This window comes from Nocardioides maradonensis, from assembly GCF_054777115.1.
In genome coordinates this window covers 1-17567 of sequence record NZ_BAAHAZ010000019.1, presented here as the reverse complement: position 1 = coordinate 17567, position 17567 = coordinate 1, and the positions used below count along the sequence as shown (strand labels likewise).

General features: G+C 71.6%; 20 protein-coding genes. 8 read left to right on the top strand and 12 right to left on the bottom strand.

Translation table 11 applies throughout. The features are described 5' to 3' along the window. Positions 1–22: 22 nt before the first annotated feature. Positions 23–406 carry a hypothetical protein gene (locus ACYVAQ_RS19340; protein WP_460792116.1) on the bottom strand — a complete coding sequence of 128 codons (384 nt, stop codon included), beginning with the start codon at positions 404–406 and terminating at the stop codon, positions 23–25. A gap of 9 nt (positions 407–415) precedes the next feature. Next, entirely contained in the window at positions 416–841 is a 426-nt protein-coding gene (locus ACYVAQ_RS19335) for an SRPBCC family protein (protein ID WP_460792115.1), read from the bottom strand. Positions 842–927: 86 nt separating this feature from the next. Between ACYVAQ_RS19335 and ACYVAQ_RS19330 the strand changes: the two genes are divergently transcribed. Together ACYVAQ_RS19330 and ACYVAQ_RS19325 are read left to right on the top strand one after the other, a co-directional pair. Continuing rightward, the gene (locus tag ACYVAQ_RS19330) at positions 928–2091 is read left to right on the top strand and encodes a metallophosphoesterase family protein (protein ID WP_460792114.1); all 1164 of its coding nucleotides are present in this window, start codon (positions 928–930) and stop codon (positions 2089–2091) included. 36 nt (positions 2092–2127) lie between these two features. Beyond that, the gene (locus ACYVAQ_RS19325) at positions 2128–2577 is read left to right on the top strand and encodes a hypothetical protein (protein WP_460792113.1); all 450 of its coding nucleotides are present in this window, start codon (positions 2128–2130) and stop codon (positions 2575–2577) included. Between the two features lies 1 nt (position 2578). On the opposite strand, the gene ACYVAQ_RS19320 is transcribed toward ACYVAQ_RS19325, so the two are convergent. The 4 genes from ACYVAQ_RS19320 to ACYVAQ_RS19305 are packed head-to-tail and all read right to left on the bottom strand — an operon-like array spanning position 2579 to position 6478. Next, positions 2579–3379, bottom strand: coding sequence for an ABC transporter permease (locus tag ACYVAQ_RS19320; RefSeq protein ID WP_460792112.1), 801 nt, complete (start codon positions 3377–3379; stop codon positions 2579–2581). Further along, positions 3376–4218, bottom strand: a complete 843-nt coding sequence (locus ACYVAQ_RS19315) for an ABC transporter permease (protein WP_460792111.1) — start codon at positions 4216–4218, stop codon at positions 3376–3378. The genes ACYVAQ_RS19320 and ACYVAQ_RS19315 overlap by 4 nt, the downstream gene beginning before the upstream one ends. A gap of 3 nt (positions 4219–4221) precedes the next feature. Further along, positions 4222–5412 (bottom strand): extracellular solute-binding protein, encoded by a 1191-nt coding sequence (locus ACYVAQ_RS19310; protein ID WP_460792110.1) that lies wholly within the window; start codon positions 5410–5412, stop codon positions 4222–4224. Between the two features lie 25 nt (positions 5413–5437). Continuing rightward, positions 5438–6478, bottom strand: a complete 1041-nt coding sequence (locus ACYVAQ_RS19305; protein WP_460792109.1) for an ABC transporter ATP-binding protein — start codon at positions 6476–6478, stop codon at positions 5438–5440. Between the two features lie 81 nt (positions 6479–6559). On the opposite strand from ACYVAQ_RS19305, the gene ACYVAQ_RS19300 reads away from it, so the two are divergent. From ACYVAQ_RS19300 to ACYVAQ_RS19290, 3 genes are read left to right on the top strand one after another with little or no spacing between them, the layout of a single operon-like run. Next, positions 6560–7306 (top strand): FadR/GntR family transcriptional regulator, encoded by a 747-nt coding sequence (locus ACYVAQ_RS19300; RefSeq protein WP_460792108.1) that lies wholly within the window; start codon positions 6560–6562, stop codon positions 7304–7306. After that, complete coding sequence (locus ACYVAQ_RS19295; protein WP_460792107.1) at positions 7303–8052, top strand: PDC sensor domain-containing protein; 750 nt, start codon at positions 7303–7305, stop codon at positions 8050–8052. Before ACYVAQ_RS19300 ends, ACYVAQ_RS19295 begins: the two co-directional genes overlap by 4 nt. Further along, positions 8049–9041 (top strand): 5'-3' exonuclease, encoded by a 993-nt coding sequence (locus tag ACYVAQ_RS19290; protein WP_460792106.1) that lies wholly within the window; start codon positions 8049–8051, stop codon positions 9039–9041. Before ACYVAQ_RS19295 ends, ACYVAQ_RS19290 begins: the two co-directional genes overlap by 4 nt. On the opposite strand, the gene ACYVAQ_RS19285 is transcribed toward ACYVAQ_RS19290, so the two are convergent. After that, positions 9007–9912: an ArgP/LysG family DNA-binding transcriptional regulator gene (locus ACYVAQ_RS19285; RefSeq protein ID WP_460792105.1), complete on the bottom strand. Its 906-nt coding sequence runs from the start codon at positions 9910–9912 to the stop codon at positions 9007–9009. The two genes, ACYVAQ_RS19290 and ACYVAQ_RS19285, sit on opposite strands and share 35 nt — an antisense overlap. A gap of 80 nt (positions 9913–9992) precedes the next feature. On the opposite strand from ACYVAQ_RS19285, the gene ACYVAQ_RS19280 reads away from it, so the two are divergent. Further along, the gene (locus tag ACYVAQ_RS19280) at positions 9993–10601 is read left to right on the top strand and encodes a LysE/ArgO family amino acid transporter (protein ID WP_460792104.1); all 609 of its coding nucleotides are present in this window, start codon (positions 9993–9995) and stop codon (positions 10599–10601) included. Here ACYVAQ_RS19280 and ACYVAQ_RS19275 read toward each other — a convergent pair. After that, entirely contained in the window at positions 10530–10856 is a 327-nt protein-coding gene (locus ACYVAQ_RS19275) for a hypothetical protein (RefSeq protein WP_460792103.1), read from the bottom strand. The two genes, ACYVAQ_RS19280 and ACYVAQ_RS19275, sit on opposite strands and share 72 nt — an antisense overlap. Then, positions 10853–11146, bottom strand: coding sequence for a hypothetical protein (locus tag ACYVAQ_RS19270; RefSeq protein ID WP_460792102.1), 294 nt, complete (start codon positions 11144–11146; stop codon positions 10853–10855). Before ACYVAQ_RS19270 ends, ACYVAQ_RS19275 begins: the two co-directional genes overlap by 4 nt. 51 nt (positions 11147–11197) lie before the next feature. On the opposite strand from ACYVAQ_RS19270, the gene ACYVAQ_RS19265 reads away from it, so the two are divergent. Together ACYVAQ_RS19265 and ACYVAQ_RS19260 are read left to right on the top strand one after the other, a co-directional pair. Then, complete coding sequence (locus tag ACYVAQ_RS19265; RefSeq protein ID WP_460792100.1) at positions 11198–11824, top strand: DUF1361 domain-containing protein; 627 nt, start codon at positions 11198–11200, stop codon at positions 11822–11824. After that, on the top strand, positions 11821–12774 hold the full coding sequence (locus ACYVAQ_RS19260) for a DUF222 domain-containing protein (RefSeq protein ID WP_460792198.1): 954 nt from the start codon (positions 11821–11823) through the stop codon (positions 12772–12774). The genes ACYVAQ_RS19265 and ACYVAQ_RS19260 overlap by 4 nt, the downstream gene beginning before the upstream one ends. A gap of 448 nt (positions 12775–13222) precedes the next feature. Here ACYVAQ_RS19260 and ACYVAQ_RS19255 read toward each other — a convergent pair whose 3' ends face one another. The 3 genes from ACYVAQ_RS19255 to ACYVAQ_RS19245 are packed head-to-tail and all read right to left on the bottom strand — an operon-like array spanning position 13223 to position 17335. Then, positions 13223–13864 carry a DUF6629 family protein gene (locus tag ACYVAQ_RS19255; protein ID WP_460792099.1) on the bottom strand — a complete coding sequence of 214 codons (642 nt, stop codon included), beginning with the start codon at positions 13862–13864 and terminating at the stop codon, positions 13223–13225. Positions 13865–13885: 21 nt separating this feature from the next. Next, positions 13886–15391 carry an SDR family NAD(P)-dependent oxidoreductase gene (locus ACYVAQ_RS19250; RefSeq protein ID WP_460792098.1) on the bottom strand — a complete coding sequence of 502 codons (1506 nt, stop codon included), beginning with the start codon at positions 15389–15391 and terminating at the stop codon, positions 13886–13888. A 9-nt stretch (positions 15392–15400) separates the two neighbouring features. Continuing rightward, complete coding sequence (locus tag ACYVAQ_RS19245) at positions 15401–17335, bottom strand: hypothetical protein (RefSeq protein WP_460792097.1); 1935 nt, start codon at positions 17333–17335, stop codon at positions 15401–15403. Between the last annotated feature and the right edge of the window lie 232 nt (positions 17336–17567).

Sequence of the window (17567 nt, the reverse complement as noted above, 5' to 3'; positions counted from 1 at the left end):
CAGCATCCCAGAGGGGTCCGACTCAACCCGAGCGCGGGTCGGGCATCCCCTCCAGCGCCGCACCGACGAGCGTCACCACGCCCAGGATCTCGGCGGTCGGCGCGATCCAGGCGACCCCACGATCGGTCACCAGGACCGACCTCCCGAACCGCCGGTCGAAGACCCCGACGCGCACCCGCTGCTGCTCCCGGACGGCGACCACGTCGCCGCGACCCGGGCGCAGCGCCGGGTCGACCATCACCTCGGTGCCGGCCGGCCAGCCGCGGGTCGCGACGAGCTCGGCGCCCAACCGGTACGACGCCGGCGGCTCCTCGGCGACCGCCCGGCGGCGTACCGACGAGCGCGCGGAACGCTCGGGCGCGGTGAACGGCAGGGGCTCCTGGCCGCCCACCGTCACCGAACGCATGTTCGAAGTCTAACCAGACTTCTTGACCGCCCGCACCAGCGCCGCCAGCAGGGCGGAGGCGATCGCCTGGGTCGCGACCCGGTCCAGCGCCGGCAGCTTGCCGTGCGCGGAGACCGAGTAGCTGATCTCGGTGCCGTCGCCGTGCGGAGCCAGACGGACCTCGCCCGCGTACTCCTTGAGCGGTACGCCGGCACGGGCCTTGTAGCCCAGCACCCGGTCCGGCTCGAAGGCCGTGATCTCCTCGACGATCGCGGGCAGCGGCACCGGCGCGCTGATGCGGCGCACCGCTCCGACGCCGTTGCGGTCCCCGGCGCCCTCCTGGTCGAGACGGACCCGGATGCCCGGGCCCCACTTGGTCATGCCCTCGTGGTCGGAGAGGACGGCCCAGACGGCTGCGGGGCTCGCGGAGACGCGCGCGGTTGCGGTGGATTGCACGGCCCGACGCTACATCGCGATGAGTTCACCGAGGATCCATCCCACGTTGGGCCGAGCCGCCGATGCTCTCCACTACAACGAGCACCATGAAGCGAAACACCCTGGTCGCGGCGGTCGCCGCGGGCCTCGTCCTTGCCGGCACCGCCAGCGTCGCGGTCGCGCTCAACCGTCCGCACGACGACAACGACTGGCCCTATGCGCAGCCGCAGGCCAAGACCTCCACGATGGCCGTGGTCGGCGACATCGCCTGCGAGCCCGACGACCCCGAGAACGCCTCGACGCCGGCCGCGCTCAAGTGCGGCAGCCCGACCCTCGGCGGGCTGAGCGCGGAGTTCGCCACCGCGAAGCAGGCCACGGCGATGCACCCGGACGCGGTCGCGCTGCTCGGCGACGAGCAGTACCAGGTCGGCAAGCTCAGCGACTTCGAGCAGTCCTTCGAGCAGGCGTGGGGCGGGCTGAAGATGCTCGAGCGCCCGGCCCCGGGCAACCACGAGTACTACGCGTACACCAAGAAGGGCGACCACGAGGCGGGCCAGAACGGCGCCGGCTACTACGGCTACTTCAACGGGCACGACCAGTCGGGATCGCCGTACCCCCAGGGCCAGGCGGGTGACGACACCAGCGAGCGCCAGGGCTGGTACTCCTACGACCTCGGCAACTGGCACGTCATCTCGCTGAACGCCGAGTGCGACTCCGACGCGTTCCAGCACGACTGCTCCACGACCGACGGCGGCCTCCTCGCCCAGGAGACCAGCTGGCTCGCCGACGACCTGGCGAACAACAACCGGCCCTGCACGATCGCCTACTGGCACCAGCCGGCGTTCAGCGCCACGACCGCGTCGACCGCGACCGTGCCCGCCTCGGCGCCCGGCGCCGGCGGCAAGGAGGGCGCCATGACGGACGCCTGGTGGAAGCTGCTCTACGCCAACAACGCGACGCTGGTCCTCAACGGCCACGAGCACGCCTACGCCCGGCTGCGCCCGATGGACCCGGCCGGCAACCCCGACGCCGCCAACGGGATCCCCGAGTTCATCGTCGGCACCGGCGGCGAGGGGCTCGACTCCCTGGCCGGTACGCCGGGCAGCTGGGCCAACCCCAACGTCGTCACGGCGTACGCCGGCGGCTTCGGGGTGATGAAGCTCGACCTCGGCCCGAGCGGCTACAGCTGGGACTACAAGCCCGTCCTGCCCGGTCCCGGCAAGGACGCCTCCGCGCTGGGCTACGAGGACAGCGGCTCCGCCTCCTGCTGATCGCGCGTCACTCGCCACGGCGGTAGCGTCACCGTCGTGGCGAGTGACCCGAGCCTGACGACGCACCACCGCTCCTGGGCCGGGCGCTGGGTGCCCCGCCTCTACCTGGCCGTCGCGGCGCTGCTGATCCCCTGGGACGTCTACCTCGCCTCGGCGCTCCCCCGGCACAGCGTCGCCTACCACTACCGCGGCGCCTGGGTGGGCTACGACCTGTTCCTCATCCTCGTGCTCGCCCGCACCGGCTGGCTCGCCGCCCGGCGCGACCCGCACGTCGTCCTCACCGCCACGGCATGCGCCACGATGCTCATCGTCGACGCGTGGTTCGACGTGCTCACGGCCCACCCCGGCACCGATCGCACCACGGCCATCGTGATGGCCCTCGTCCTCGAGCTGCCCGGAGCGTTCCTGTGCGGCCTGCTCGCGCGGCGCGGCCTCGCCGCGATGGTGGCGCGGATCGTCGTGCCGCCCCGGATCGACCGGGGCTGATTCAGACCCGCGTGGCCGCGTCGTCCCCCGCCGCGCGCTGCGCGACCCACACCGGGATCACCGCGACGACGGTCAGCACGGCCGCCACCACGTTGATCACGGGCGCCTGGTTCGGCCGGAACAGGTTGTCGAAGATCCACAGCGGGAGGGTCTTCGACGAGGCGCCGAGCGTGAAGTTGGTGACCACGATCTCGTCGAAGCTCAGCGCGAACGCCAGCAGGCCGCCGGCGAGCAGCGCCCCGCGCAGACCGGGCAGGGTGACGTAGAAGAAGGTCTGCCAGCCGCGACCCCCGAGGTCCGAGCTGGCCTCCTCCAGCCGCCCGCCCATCCGGCGCAGCCGCGCCTGCACGTTGTTGAACACCACGACGATGCAGAACGTCGCGTGCGCGATGATCACGGTCCCGATCGACAGCGTCCAGCCGAGCACCGAGGTGAAGGTCGTGCCCATCGCGATGCCGGTGACGATGCCGGGGAGCGTGATCGGCATCGTGATCAACAGGCTGATCGGCTGGCGCCCGAAGAACCGGTGCCGCTGCAGCGCGAAGGCCGCGAGCGTGCCGAGCACGAGCGCGATCAGCATCGAGCAGAGCCCGACGACCGCCGTCACCCCGAGCGCGCTCCAGGCGCCCGAGCTGTGCGCCGCGTCGTGCCACCAGTCGAGGGTGAGCCCGGTCGGCGGGAACGCGAAGGTGCGCGAGGTGTTGAACGAGTTCAGCACCACGAACGCGAGCGGGATGTACAGGAACAGCAGGACCAGCACGGTCCAGGCGGCGGTGATCCGCCGCATCGCAGCCGACCTCACGCGGTCTCCCCTTCCAGCTGCCCGGTGAGCCGCAGCGCACCGAGGTAGAGCAGCACGGCGACCAGCGGCACGAAGGCGAGCGCGGCCGCCATCGGCTGGTCGTTGGCCGTGACGAGCTGTCCGTAGATCACGTTGCCGAGCAGCTGCGACTTGCCACCGACGATCTGCACCGCGATGTAGTCGCCGAGCGACAACGAGAAGGTGAAGATCGACCCCGCGGCCAGGCCCGGGAAGACCAGCGGGAGCACGATCCGGCGTACCGTCCCCCAGGCGTTGCCGCCCAGGTCCTGGCTCGCCTCGGACAGCGAGTCCGGCACGCGCTCGAAGGCGGCGTACGCCGGCAGCACCATGTAGGGCAACCACAGGTAGGACAGCGTGATCACGGTGGCCGTCAGGCCGTAGCCCGGCGCGTTCCCGCCGGTCGCCCAGTCCATCGGACCGCCCGGCGCGAGCAGGCCCCGCCAGGCGTACGCCTTGACGAGGTACGACGCCCACAGCGGCGTCGTGACCGCGACGACCAGCGCGAGCCGCACCCGGCGCGACGCGAACTTCGCCATGTAGAGCGCCATCGGCACGGCCAGCGCCGCGTCGACCACCGTGACCAGCAGGGCCACGCCGATCGTGCGCAGCGTGACCGTCCGGTAGAACGGGTCGCTGACCAGGTTCGAGAAGTTCTGGGTCGTGAAGACGTGCTCCACGTGGCCGGTGAAGCCGTTCACGCCCCAGAAGGCGCTGACCAGGAGGACCGCCATCGAGCCCAGGTAGGCGATCACCAACCAGGCCATCGGCGGGAGCAGGAGCAGCGCGAGCCGCCCCCGCCCCTGCACGACGTCAGACATGCGTCAGCCCTTCATCCGCTGCCAGGCGTTGACCCAGTCGGTGTAGCTCGTGCAGTCGTTGCCCGAGCCGTCGACGCACTGGGTCTGGGGCGTGGTCCAGTAGTGGATCTTCGCGGCGTACGACGCGTCGGTCGCGTGGTACTGCGCGCAGAACGCCTTGTCCGCGGCGGACAGCGTGCAGGACTTCGTCTGCGCCGGCGCCTCGCCGAAGTACTGGGCGACCTGGGCGTTCACCTTCGGTGAGGTGATCCAGTCCATCCACTTGTACATGCAGTTCGGGTGTGCGGCCTTCGACGAGATCATCCAGGTGTCCGACCAACCGGTCGCGCCCTCGGACGGGATCGTCGTGCCGACCTGGGTCTTGCCGTCACCGTCGATGGTGTTGGCGATGACCTGCCACGACGTACCGATCGCGCTGGCGCCGGAGTCGAAGGACTGCACCTCCTTGGTGTAGTCCGACCAGTACTCCCCGATGCTGCCGTTCTGCTGCTTGAGCAGCGCGACCGCGGCGTCCAGCTGCGGCTGGGTGAGCGAATAGGGGTCCTTGATGCCGAGCGACGGGTTCGACTTCATCAGGTAGAGCGCGGCGTCCGCGATGTAGATCGGGCTGTCGTACGCCGTCACCTTGCCCTTGAGCGAGGCGTCCGGCGCGAAGACCGACGACCACGAGGTCGGCGTCTGCTTGACGACCGCCTTGTTCCACATCAGCACGTTGGCGCCCCAGCCGTGCGGGATGCCGTACATCTGGCCCTTGACCGAGTTCCACGAGCCGTTCTTGAGGAAGGGCGCGATGGTCTTGTAGCTCGGCACCAGGTCGGTGTTGACGGGCGCGACGTCGCCGCCGTAGATCAGGCGCAGCGTCGCGTCGCCGGAGGCCGAGACCCCGTCGTACTGACCCGACTGCATGAGCTGCACCATCTCGTCGGACGTGTTGCCGATCTTGGCGTTGACCTGGCAGCCGGTCTGCTGCTCGAAGGGGTGCACCCAGTCGACGCTCTTGACGTCGGAGCCGTCCTCGGCGTAGCCCGCCCAGACGATGATGTTCAGCTTGCCCTCGCCCTGGCCGACCGAGGACTGCATCGGGATGTTCGGCACGCTCAGGCCGCTGGTGCCGGTGTCGGACGAGCCGCCACAGGCGCTCATCGTCATCGCGGCGGCACCGAGCACGGCGCACGCCTTCCAACGTAGCTTCATCTGCTTCTCCTCTGGTGGTGGGCGTTCAGCCGACGAGCTCGTGGAGCGCGTCGTCGTTCCAGGCGACCCGCACGCGGTCGCCGCGCGCGAGGGCCGAGGTGGCGGGGTCGGTGTTGAGGCTGGTCACCGTCAGCGTGGTGCCGGCGACGTCGACGAGCAGCCGGCTGATCGGACCGGCGTACACGACCTCGGAGACGGTGCCGTCGTGGCTGCGTCGTACGCCGGCATCCGCACCGGACGGCAGCACGGCGATCCGCTCCGGGCGGATCGCGAACGCGCCCTCCCGGCCGACCAGGTCCGTCGCGACGCCGTCGGCGAGCACGTTGGACGTGCCGACGAAGTCGGCGACGAAGCGGTTGACCGGGTTCTCGTAGACCGCGCGGGCGTCGCCGACCTGCTCGATGCGCCCCTCGCTGAAGACGGCGAGCCGGTCGCAGAGGGTCAGCGCCTCCTCCTGGTCGTGGGTGACGAAGACGAAGGTGATGCCGACCTCGCGCTGGATCGCCTTGAGCTCGACCTGCATCTGCTCGCGCAGCTTGAGGTCGAGGGCGCCCAGCGGCTCGTCGAGCAGCAGCACCTGGGGGCGGGAGACCAGCGCGCGGGCCAGGGCGATCCGCTGCCGCTGACCGCCGGAGAGCTGGTGCGGCCTGCGGTTCGCGACGTGGCCGAGCCGGACGAGCTCGAGCGCCTCCGTGGCGCGCTTGCGGCGCTCGGCCGCGCCGACCCGGCGTACGCGCAGGCTGTACTCGACGTTCTTGAGGATGCTCATGTGGGGGAAGAGCGCGTAGTCCTGGAAGACCGTCGTCACGTCACGCTTGTGGGGCGGCACGCCCGTGACGTCGTGGCCGTTGAGCAGGATCTGGCCGGACGTGGGCTGCTCGAAGCCCGCGATCATCCGCAGCACCGTCGTCTTGCCGGACCCCGACGGACCGAGCATGGCGAAGAACTCGCCGTCGGCGATCTCGAGGTCGATCTCCTCGACCGCGACCACGTCGCCGAAGGCCTTGCGGACCCCGCGGATGGAGATCGCGGGCGGGATCGCCTCGGCGGTCTCGGACTCGTTCATGGGTAAGCCTCCTCACGACTGGTGCGAGAAAACATATGAAACCAGTTTTCAAAGTGCAAGGGGTCGGGCACACTTTCTGGCGTGCCGATCCCGTTCTACGGCCGCGCCGCCGGCGCGGTGTTCTCACCGCTGGAGTCACAGAGCCGCACCGAGCTCGTGGCCCGGCGGCTGACGGACGCGATCGCGCTCGGGCTGGTCCCGGACGGTGAGCAGCTCCCCGGCGAGATGGAGCTCGCCGGCCTGCTCGGGGTGTCGACCGTGACGATCCGCGAGGCGCTGGCGACCCTGCGCCACGAGGGGCTCGTCGTCACCCGCCGCGGCCGCGGCGGCGGCAGCTTCGTCCAGGCGTCGCGCGAGGTCGCGGCGCGGCTGGCCGAGCAGCGCCTGGCCGCCTTCGGCCTGCTCCAGCTGCGCGACCTCGGCGACGTGTACGCCGCCATCTCGGGCGCCTGCGCCGCGCTCGCCGCCCGCCGGGCCAGCGCCGAGGACGTCGCGCGCCTGCACCGCGTCGCGACCCAGCTCGCGCAGGCGCCGGACACGGCCCTGCGGCGCCGCGCCGACGCGCAGTTCAGCATCGAGATGGCCGTCGCCGCCCAGTCGACGCGGCTCTACCGCGAGGAGATCCAGCTGCAGGCGGAGGTCGGCACCCTGCTCTGGCTGGCGTTCGGGGACGACGACAGCCATGCGGAGACGGTCGAGACGTGCAACGCTCTGGTGTCGGCGGTCGACGGACGCGACCCGCTCGCGGCCCGAGCGGCCGCCGAGCGACGGGTCGCCGACGCGACCGCGCGACTCATCGACTTCAAGCTGAGCAAGGAGGCCTCGTGAGCGACCTGGGGGATCTCGACGCGGTGCTGGCCAGGCTCGTCGAGCTCACCGGCCTCGCCGTCGCCTTCGTCACGGCCGCGGCGAAGGGCGCGCACGAGGCGCTGTCGACGGGCGGCCCGCGCCGCAGTGGCGACCTCGCGGTCATCGATGACACGCTGCGCGCGGGCCTCGCGCCGGGTGGCCTGGTCCACGGCGGCGGCTTCGTCGCCGCGGTCGGCGGCCTCGACGACTCCCGGTGGTGGCTGGAGTGGTTCGCCCGTGACGCGGACGACCGGCCACAACGGCTGGTCGTGCAGACCGACTCGAGCGCGATGGGGTTCTTCGACTACGAGCACCTGCCCTGGTACACCGTGCCGCGCGACTCGGGCCGGCCGCACGTCACCGGCCCGTACGTCGACTACCTGTGCACCGAGGACTACACCCTCACCTTCACCGAGCCCGTCGTCGTCGACGGCACCTTCCTCGGCGTCGCCGGCTGCGACGTCAAGGTGCACGTGGCCGAGCGGTTCCTCCTCCCGACCCTGCAGGCGTGCGCGGGCCGGGTCGCGATCGTCAACGAGCACGGCCGGATCCTGACCAGCAACACCGGCCGTGCCGTGAGCGGCGACCTGATCGAGCCGCTCGACGTGCTGCTGCGGCTCTGGGACGACGACTCGGCCGAGGCCCGCAACGCCGTACGACGCCTCGCGGGGACTCCCCTGGCCGTCGTCTCCCTGGACGCCCTCGACGCGCTGGCGCACGCGTGACCCGTCCGCGCAGGCTTCTGCTCGCGGTCGACGCGCCGTCGCTGCTGCACCGCAACCACCACGCGCGCGCCCACACCCGGCTCCGCGACCGCGGTGGACGCCCCGCGTGGGCGCTGCACGGCATGCTGCGCCAGATCATCGAGGCCATCGACGCCTTCGCGCCGGACGCGGTGATCTTCGGCCTCGACGACCGGGTGGCGTCGGTGCGCCGGGACCGCTACCCCGACTACAAGGCCGGCCGGGCCGAGAAGGACGCCGACCTGGTCGAGCAGCTCGACCGCGCGGGCGCGCTGCTCGACGCGCTCGGGCTGGCGACGCTGACGCCCCCGGGCCTCGAAGCGGACGACGTCAACGCCTCGGCCGCGGCCTGGGCCGTCCGCAACGGGTGGGACTGCACGATCATCACCTCCGACCGCGACTCGTTCGCGCACATCAGCGACCACACGAGCGTGCTGCGGCTGATCGACGGCGGCATCAACGGCTCTCCCCTGCTCACGCCCGCGCGGCTGAGGCTGATGTACGGCGTCCCGGCCGAGCGCTACCTCGAGTTCGCCGCCATCCGCGGCGACGCGAGCGACAACCTCCCCGGCATCGCCGGGATCGGCGAGAAGACCGCGGCGGCGCTGCTCTCGGAGGTCGGGCCGATGGACGACATCTGGGCGGACGTCGAGCACAACGGCGGCGCGGCCGTGGCGGCGGCCCTCGACGCGTGGGCCGACGAGAGCGGCGGCCGCCGGATGGGCGCCACCGTGGTGCGACGGCTGTCGGCCGAGGGGGCGCGGGCGGCGTACGACTTCAACCTGGAGCTGATGGCCGGGCGCACCGACCTCGACCTGCGGCTCACCCCGGACGTGCCGGGCACGCCGGGGCTGCTGCCGCTCGACATCGCCCGGGTGGAGCGGGTGGTCGGACACCTCAACATGTCGGCCACGACGGACCTCGCGCTGCGGGTCCTCACCGGCGATCCGGCGTCGGTGCCACGCGCCTGAGCCCGCGTCGGGCTGCCCGGCGTACGTCCTCGGTGAGGGTGGCGAGGGCATCCGAGCCGAGCCGCCACCGCTGCCAGAAGAGAGGTACGTCGACAGGGCGACTGCCCGGGAGCCGGGCGACCTCGCCGTTCGCGACGCCCGCGGCGAGCTGGCCGTGGGGCAGCATCCCCCAACCGAGGCCGCAACGGATCGCCTCGTAGAAGTCGGCCGTGCTCGGCACCCGGTGCACGACCGGCGGGCGCGCGTCGCCGAGGACCTCGTCCTGGAGGTGGTCCTTCTCGTTGAAGACCACCATCGGCAGGGTGCTCCGGTCGACGCTGCGGCCGCGGCGGCCGCGGCGGCCGCGGCGGTGGCGCTCTATCAGGTCAGGCGCGGCGGCGGGCGTGTAGCGCAGGGCGCCGAGCGGCTCGACGGTGCAGCCCTGGACCGGGTCCGGCTGGGAGGTCACCGCCGCCAGCACCTCGCCACGCTGCAGCAGCTCGTGGGAGTAGGCCTGGTCCTCGATGGAGAGGCGCAGCGCGATCTGGCCACGCTCGGCGACCGTGGTCAGGACGGGGCGGAACCAGGTGGCCAGCGAGTCCGCGTTGACCGCGACCGCGAGGTCGCCGGCGGTCTCTCCTCCGAGCGCGGCCGCGGCCTCCTCCTCGAGCAGGCGGTGCTGGCGGGCGAGCCGGAGCAACGGCTCGCCGGCCGGGGTGGCGGTCGCCGGCGTCGTACGCCGCAGCAGGACCTGGCCGGCCGCGCCCTCCAGCGCGCGGACCCGCTGGCTCACCGCGCTCGGCGTGAGGTGCAGGCGGCGTGCGGCGGCGTCGAAGGTCCCCTCCTCGACGATCGCGAGCAGGGTCTCGAGCTGGGCGGGGTCGAACCGCATGGCTCTCATCTTAAGACGTACTTCAGATACTGTAGGAACCTTCGCTGGCCTTCATATCCCGGGCCACTCAGGATGGAGGTGTGCTCACCGTCGCCACCGCCGGCCTGCTCACCGGCCTGTCCCTCATCGTCCCGATCGGGGCACAGAACGCCCACGTCCTGCGGCAGGGCCTCCTGCGTACCTACGTCGGCCCCGTGGTCACGGTCTGCGCCCTGTCCGACGTCGTGCTCATCCTCGCCGGGGCGGCCGGCGTGGGCGTCGTGGTGCAGGACCACACCTGGCTGCTCGAGGTGGCGCGCTGGTTCGGGGTGGCCTTCCTGGTCTGGTACGCCGTCGGCGCGATCGCCCGCGCCCGCCGGTCCGAGTCGCTGACGGCCGCGGCGGGCTCCGCGGACTCGCGCCGCCGCGTGGTCGGTCGGACGATGGCACTGACCTGGCTCAACCCGCACGTCTACCTGGACACCGTCCTGCTGCTGGGCACGCTGGCCGCCACGCACGACTCGGTCGGCGGCGGCCGGTGGTGGTTCGCCGCCGGGGCGGGTCTGGCCAGCATCGCCTGGTTCACGACCGTCGGGTTCGGCGCGCGGCTGCTCTCGCCGCTGCTGGCCCGCCCGCGCTCATGGCAGGTCCTGGAGCTCCTCGTCGCCGCGACGATGCTCGTCGTGGCCGGGCGTCTCGCGCTCGGCTGAGGCGCGGAGGCGGAGGACCAGGAGGGTCGCGCAGACCGGGGTGATCACGACATTGGGCAGCGCGATGGGCAGCAGCCCCTCGGCGAAGCCGTAGACCACCCAGGCCGTGCCCTGGACCGTCGCGATCGTCCAGGTCGAGAGGCTGAGGTCGCGGATCGCGGCGTGGTCGCGGCGCAGCCGGAGCGCGCGGCGCAGCTGCGGCAGGAACTGCACCACGTCGAGGATGCCGACCGCCCAACCGAGCGCGGCCGTCACGGCGTACCCCGCTCGCGGCGCGGCAGGCTGATCGCCCCCACGATGACGGCCGCGCACACCAGGTTCACCGTGCCGGCCACCACGACCGGGACCGCGCGCTCGGTGACGCCGTACCAGGCCAGCAGCACGTTGAACACGATCGCCACGGCGTACGCCGCCGGGCTGACGCCCTGCAACGGCAGGCCGGACCGGCGCAGCCGCAGCACCCGCGCCGCCTGGGGCACCCACATGACTGCCGCACCCGCCGAACCGACGAAGCCGACCGCATCGATCGCTCCGCCCGTCATCACGGCCGCAACGCTAGCCGTCGGGCCCAACCGGACCGGCCCTACCCTGGCGCCATGGCGCACCTCCACACGGTGGCGCAGCTGCTCGACCGCAGCGGCGGCTGGATGCTGTGGAACACCTTCCTGGCGTGGATCCCGGTGGCGCTCGCGGTGCTGCTGTTCCGGCGCGGGACGTCTCGGCGGGGACCGCTGTGGTGGGGCGGCGTCGTGGTCTTCGGCCTGTTCCTGCCGAACTCGCCGTACGTCGTCACCGACCTCATCCACGTCGGCCCCACCATCCGCCGCCTCGGGCCGGACGCTCCGGTCTGGACCACCGTCGTGCCCGTCTACGCCCTGCTCGTCGTGTCCGGCTTCGTGGCGTACACCTTGGCGCTCGGAATGGCCGGCTCCTACCTCGAGCGGATCGGGCGGGGCTCCTGGCGGCTCCCGCTGCGCTTCGTCGTGCACGCCCAGGTCTCGGTGGGGATCTTCCTGGGCCGCTGGCCCCGCCTCAACAGCTGGGAGCCCTTCACCGACCCGGGCGGAACGATGCGGACGATCGGCCACGCCCTGGCCTGGGACGCCGCACCCCGGCTGATCCTGCTCCTCTTCGTGATCACCGCGGTCGGGCACGCCCTCACGCAGGCGGTTCTGAGCCTTATCGTCCGCCGCTCCGCCGAACCGGCCCTCGGCGACCGCTGAGCCGGCCTCCGCAGTGGTCGGGGAGGTCGCGCCGCGGTGGTCGAGGTCGCACCACGACCACCGCCCGTGCCGACCTCCACCTGGCCCGCGACCTCCAGGCCCATCCCCTCACCGCGGCCGCGATGCGAGCCGGGTCCGTCAACACCGCGCAGGCGCGGGTGATCATCCGCTCGATCGAGAGGCTGTCCGACAGGGTCGACGACCTCACCAAGACCCGCGCCGAGAAGCACCTCATCAAGCTCGCCCAGACCTACGACCCCCGCGACCTGCGGGTGCTCGGGACCAAGATCCTGGAAGTGGTCGCGCCTGACGTGGCGGAGGCCGAGCTCGGCAAGGCACTCGAACGTGAGGAACAAGCAGCCCGCGACAAGTGCAGCGTGAAGCTGCAACGCCGTGGCGACGGGACCACGAAGATCGCCGCACTGGTCCCGGACTCGATCGCGGAGCGGCTCGCCACCTACCTCGACGCCGAGGACTCACCCCGCGTCACGAAGTCCAGGTCCCGTGGTGAGGCGTTCTGCCGACTCCTCGAGGTCCTCGACCCGAGCCGGCTGCCCGACCACGGCGGCGACGCCACGGCCGTGATCGTCACCGTCTCCTACGAGGCCCTGGTCGACGACCTCGGGTCCGCGATGCTGGGGAGCACGGTCATCTCCGCGTCGGAGGCGCGGCGGCTGGCGTGCACCGCGAAGATCATCCCCGCCGTCCTCGGCGGGAAGTCCGAGGTCTTGGACCTGGGGCGGGGTCGACGTCGCTATGCGCCCCATCAGCGCAAGGCCATGTGTCTGCGGGACAAACGCTGCCGCGCGGAGGGCTGCTCGATTCCGGCGGCCTGGTGCGAGGCGCATCATCTGAGCCGTGGTTCGAAGGCGGCAGAACTGACCTCGCCGACGGTGTGCTGCTCTGCAGCCACCATCACCATCGGGCGCACGACACCCGGTACTCGATGACGAAGCTGGCCTCGGGCGACTTCCGGTTCCACCGCAGGACGTGAGGGTCGGACGCCTACGGGCTATGGGTCGAGTGACCCATAGTCGGTAGCGGCGCGACCACCACCGACCGGCCCCGAGAGCATGGCGCCGGGCCTCGTGACGGTTGCTGCGCAACCTCCTCGACCAGCGGCGCGGTCGAGCGCACCCCCGTGGCGGCCGCGTAGCGGCGGCGCGGGCGAAGCCCGTGCCGACTCCGCGCCGTACAAGCCGACCGGTAAGGACCCGCGGTCAAGGATCGCGAAGCGACCGCGCAGCGGCGCCGAAGGCGTCCTTGACGGCGGGGACCGGTCCGCTACGGTGCGGCCGCCACCGACCAGCCCCGTAGAGCACCCAGAGAAGTCTCGCGACGGTTGCTGCGCAACCTCTCCGACCACCACCGAGCACGAGCAGCGAACGATCCTGGCCGTCACCGCCGCGATCTGGTTTCCGCCCGCAGGTGGAGGTAGATGAGGACGCTGATCAGCGCGGCCCAGAAGCACCACAGCGAGACCGTTCCGTTGCGCGCCGCCCACACGACGACGCCGACGCCCGCAAGGTTGAGCACGGCGAACAGCCGCAGCGACCGGCTCCGAGCCAGGAGCCCGGGACCGCAGGTCGCGACCAGGTAGATCACGAAGGAGGCGTCGCCCAGCAGCGGGGACACGGTGTAGGCGATGTGGTGGCCGTCGATCCGCATCGGCACCTCACCGTCGCGCAGGCCCCAGGCGCACGTCGCCACGGCCACCACCCCGCACCCCACGAAGAACCACGCGAGCCAGGCCGGTCGCACGGCGTCCTCGCGCAGGAGGGAGTACGGCACCAGGATCGGTACGACGAGCAGCGCGATCGCCAGGTAGATCCACTCGGCCGTCAGGCCGGCCGCGTGGCACACCCGGCCCTGGAGGTCCCACCACACGAAGGTCTCGACGAGCTGGTGCACGCCGAACAGCAGCGGCAGCGCCGCCAGCGCCCGGCTCCGCGGTGAGGAGCGCGACACGCGCAGCGATGCGACGCCGATGCCGGTGACGGCCAGGCCGGCGCCGAGGTCCATCGGGGCCGCGAAGCACATGCGCTGTTCTCTCGGGCGGGCCTACCAGGGCGAGGGCTCGTAGTCCTTCACGAAGACCCCGTAGAGGTCCTCCCCGGCCTCGCCGCGCACGATCGGGTCATAGACGCGGGCAGCCCCGTCGACCAGGTCGAGGGGCGCGTGCCAGCCCTCGGCGGCGATGCGGAGCTTCTCGTAGTGCGGCCGCTCGTCGGTGATCCAGCCGGTGTCGACGGCGGTCATCAGGATGCGGTCGGTCTCGAAGTACTCCCCCGCCGACGTCCTCGTCATCATGTTGAGCGCGGCCTTGGCCATGTTCGTGTGCGGGTGGCCCGGGCCCTTGTAGCGCCGCGAGAACTGACCCTCCATGGCCGAGACGTTGACGATGTACGCACGCCGGGCACCCGCGGCCACCGCCGCGCGCATCGCCGGCCGCAACCGCGAGTTGATGAGGAAGGGCGCGATCGAGTTGCAGAACTGCACCTCGAGCAGCTCCAGCGGGTCCACCTCGTCGAGCACCTGGGTCCAGGAGTTGTTGTCCTGGATGTCCGGGATCAGGCCGCCCGCGTCGATCGCGGTGCCGGCGAGGTGCTGCTCCAGGGACGCCCCGCCGGCCTTGAGCGCCAGCGCCGTCATCGACGCGGCGTTGTGCGCCGCCAGCGCGGACTCGGCCGACTCCCCGTCGTGGTGGGCGACCGCGTGGTCGGCCAGCGCACCGGCGATGGCGGCAGGGTGTGCCTCGGAGATCCGGTCGAAGGACACCATCTCCGGCAGCTCGATGCCCGACGGCAGCGGCGCCAGCTCGCCGTCGGTGAGGTGCGAGTAGGCACCCGGGAGGCGGCGTACGGTCTGGCAGGCGTTGTTGATGATGATGTCCAGCGGCCCGTCGGCGGCGACGTCGTCGGTCAGCGAGATCACCTGGGTGGGGTCGCGCAGGTCGATGCCGACGATCTTCAGCCGGTGCAGCCAGTCGGCGGAGTCCTCCATGGCCGCGAACCGGCGGACGGCGTCCTTCGGGAACCGCGTCGTGATGGTCGTGTGCGCACCGTCGCGCAGCAGCCGGAGCGCGATGTACATGCCGATCTTCGCGCGCCCGCCGGTGAGGAGCGCCCGCTTGCCGGTGAGGTCGGTGCGCTGGTCCCGCTTGGCGTGCGACTTGGCGGCGCACGACGGGCACAGCCAGTGGTAGAACGCGTCGACGAGCGTGAAGTCCTGCTTGCAGATGTAGCAGCCGCGGGCGGTGATCAGCTCCCCCGCGAACGCGCCCTGGGCCGTCGACACCAGCGGGATCCCCGCGGTCTCGTCGTCGATGCGCATGGCCGACCCCGTCGCCGTACGCTCGATGATCTCCTGGTCGTGCCGCTGCTTCTCGGCTCGGATCTCTGCCCGCCGCTGCTTCTTGATCAGCTTGTACATGTACGACGCCGCGCGCTTCATCGTGCGGACGTCGTCGTGCTCGGGGTCGAGCAGCGGGATCTGCTTCAGCACCCGCAGCGCGACCTCGAGGTCCGCCGGGTCGATCCGCTCCAGCGGTGTGTCTGCCTCGTGCACCGGGCGATTCTAGGTGTGCACCGGCTCCCGGGCCGCCTTCGCGACCGCACTGGGACGTCCCGCGTTGACGTAGCACCAGCCGTAGAGGGCCAGCAGGACCATCCAGGCCGCCAGGACGGTGCCGTACATGACGCCCCACAACCAGCCCGGTACGCCGTCGCGGCGCTCGCGCTGCAGCAGGGACGGCTCGTACACGAACGGGGCGCTGTCGCCGTCGGCCACCTGGATCAGGCCGGCGCGGACCGACTTGATCGACGGGTCCGCCGGGAAGTGCAGCGGCAGCGCGACCATCGCGCTGGGGGCACGGTGCAGCCGGACCATCGTCTTCCAGTTGCCGTAGAGCGGCACCGGGTCGGCCGTCTCGTAGATGCCGTCGCCGTGCGAGACCATCTGCGTGGCCAGGACACCGTTGCCCGGCACTCGGCTGTCGTGGTCGCGCTCGCCCTGCCAGGCCAGCGCGTCGAACCAGAGGGCGTTCTCGGCGGCGTCGGCGGGCGTGACCTCGACCTGCACCTTCGACAGGCAGCGGTCCTGGCCGACGCAGTTGTCGACGTACCGCACGGTCGCGACGACGGTGTCGCTCCCCACCGGGGCGAAGCTCGTGACGCAGCCACCGTTGCCGCACTGCTCACTGACCGTCGTCTGCCCGATCGAGCGCGGGACCGCGAAGATGCCCATCAGGACCAGGAACGTGAGGACGCCTGCGGTGCCGATCCAGCGCGGGACCGTGGTGGCGCGTCCGGGCGCGTCGGGGACGGTGCCGTCCGGGGACGCCGTGCGCAGCAGGAAGGTCGCCCAGGCCAGGCCGAGCAGGCCGGCGCCGAGGCCGGAGACCGCGGCCGCGCCCAGCAGGAACGGCAGGTGGTCGGCGGGCGGCGGCAGCGGGATCGGCATGAAGACCTTCATCCAGACCTGCTCGGTCAGCATGCCGATCGCACCGGCCAGGGCACCGGCGGTCGCGGCGAAGACCGCGCCGTGCTTCTTGAAGCCCAGCGCGACGAGCTCGATCACGATCGCGGCGCCCAGGTAGAGCAGGAAGCGGGCGTGGTGGATGTGGGTCAGCGGCGCGGTCATCGCGAGGATGGCGAGCCGGATCACGACGTACACGCTCCAGCCGTAGAGCGCTCCCCCGCGGCCCAGCACGATCCGGGTGCCGACGAAGATCCAGCCGGTCAGCAGTGCGCTGATGATGTAGAGCGTCACCTCGGGGAACTGCGGGATCCCGAGGTCGAACTCCATCAGGAAAGCGGTCGGGATGATGCACGAGCCCATCGCGAAGGCCAGCGACAGCCGCGGGAAGCGGCCGCCGAGCAGCGGCCTCCCGGCCTGAGCGCTCTCGGCGAGGAACAGCGGCAGGGACAGGAACGAGGTCACCGCGCCGCCGATCATCATCGTGTGGGTCGGACCCCACTCGGTGACGTCCTGACCGAAGAGCCGGTGCCACAGGTCGTCGAGGGGGAAGCCCAGCGCGGCGATCAGGCCGGCCGCGGTGAGGACCACGGGCGCCATCGGCACCCGCCAGGTCGACGTGATCCGGAGGGTACGCCGGGGCAGGTCCTGCCGCGCCAGCGTCGCCGCCATGACGCCGGCCATCAGGAACAGCAGGATGCCGAGCAGGATCGGGTAGTGCGACGGGTTGGCCAGCGGCCCCGGGTCACGCCCCTTCTGCATGTGCGTCGGGACGTCCCAGTACACGCCGAACCCGCACGACAGCAGGCTCACGTAGGTCAGCGCGAACGGGAGCGCGGCCCACCGCGCCAGCCCGCTCTTCTCCGCCATCCAATCCGCGAGCCGCCCGATCAGGGTCGGGTGACCGCCCGACTCCCGCCACACGAACCACGCCAGCGGCAGGTACAGCACCGCACACATCGCGAAGGCGATCAGGATCTGGTCCGTGGGAGCCCCACCCGCAGGCGGGCTCACCGTCGACTCGAAGGCGATCATGGGCCGATCGTAGGACCGCGCGGCTCACCAGGGAACATGTTCTGCGACACGCTGTAGCGGTAAGTGTCGGTGGTTTCGATACGCGCTCGCTCGTCCTCGCTCGCGCTACTCAACCAACGACCCCGAAGGTACGAAAGGAGAGTCCCCTGTGGTGGTGGGGTTTGAGGTCCAGCGGCGGGGCTGCGTGAAGTAGGCGGCCATCGGCGGGATCTTCGGTGTGAACGGCGAAATC

Excerpts from the sequence above, each read along its gene's own strand:
- ACYVAQ_RS19340 (WP_460792116.1), bottom strand. The coding sequence starts at position 406 with ATGCGTTCGGTGACGGTGGGCGGCCAGGAGCCCCTGCCGTTCACCGCG.
- ACYVAQ_RS19330 (WP_460792114.1), top strand. The coding sequence starts at position 928 with ATGAAGCGAAACACCCTGGTCGCGGCGGTCGCCGCGGGCCTCGTCCTT.
- ACYVAQ_RS19315 (WP_460792111.1), bottom strand. The coding sequence starts at position 4,218 with ATGTCTGACGTCGTGCAGGGGCGGGGGCGGCTCGCGCTGCTCCTGCTC.
- ACYVAQ_RS19310 (WP_460792110.1), bottom strand. The coding sequence starts at position 5,412 with ATGAAGCTACGTTGGAAGGCGTGCGCCGTGCTCGGTGCCGCCGCGATG.
- ACYVAQ_RS19305 (WP_460792109.1), bottom strand. The coding sequence starts at position 6,478 with ATGAACGAGTCCGAGACCGCCGAGGCGATCCCGCCCGCGATCTCCATC.
- ACYVAQ_RS19285 (WP_460792105.1), bottom strand. The coding sequence starts at position 9,912 with ATGCGGTTCGACCCCGCCCAGCTCGAGACCCTGCTCGCGATCGTCGAG.
- ACYVAQ_RS19265 (WP_460792100.1), top strand. The coding sequence starts at position 11,198 with ATGGCGCACCTCCACACGGTGGCGCAGCTGCTCGACCGCAGCGGCGGC.
- ACYVAQ_RS19255 (WP_460792099.1), bottom strand. The coding sequence starts at position 13,864 with ATGTGCTTCGCGGCCCCGATGGACCTCGGCGCCGGCCTGGCCGTCACC.
- ACYVAQ_RS19245 (WP_460792097.1), bottom strand. The coding sequence starts at position 17,335 with ATGATCGCCTTCGAGTCGACGGTGAGCCCGCCTGCGGGTGGGGCTCCC.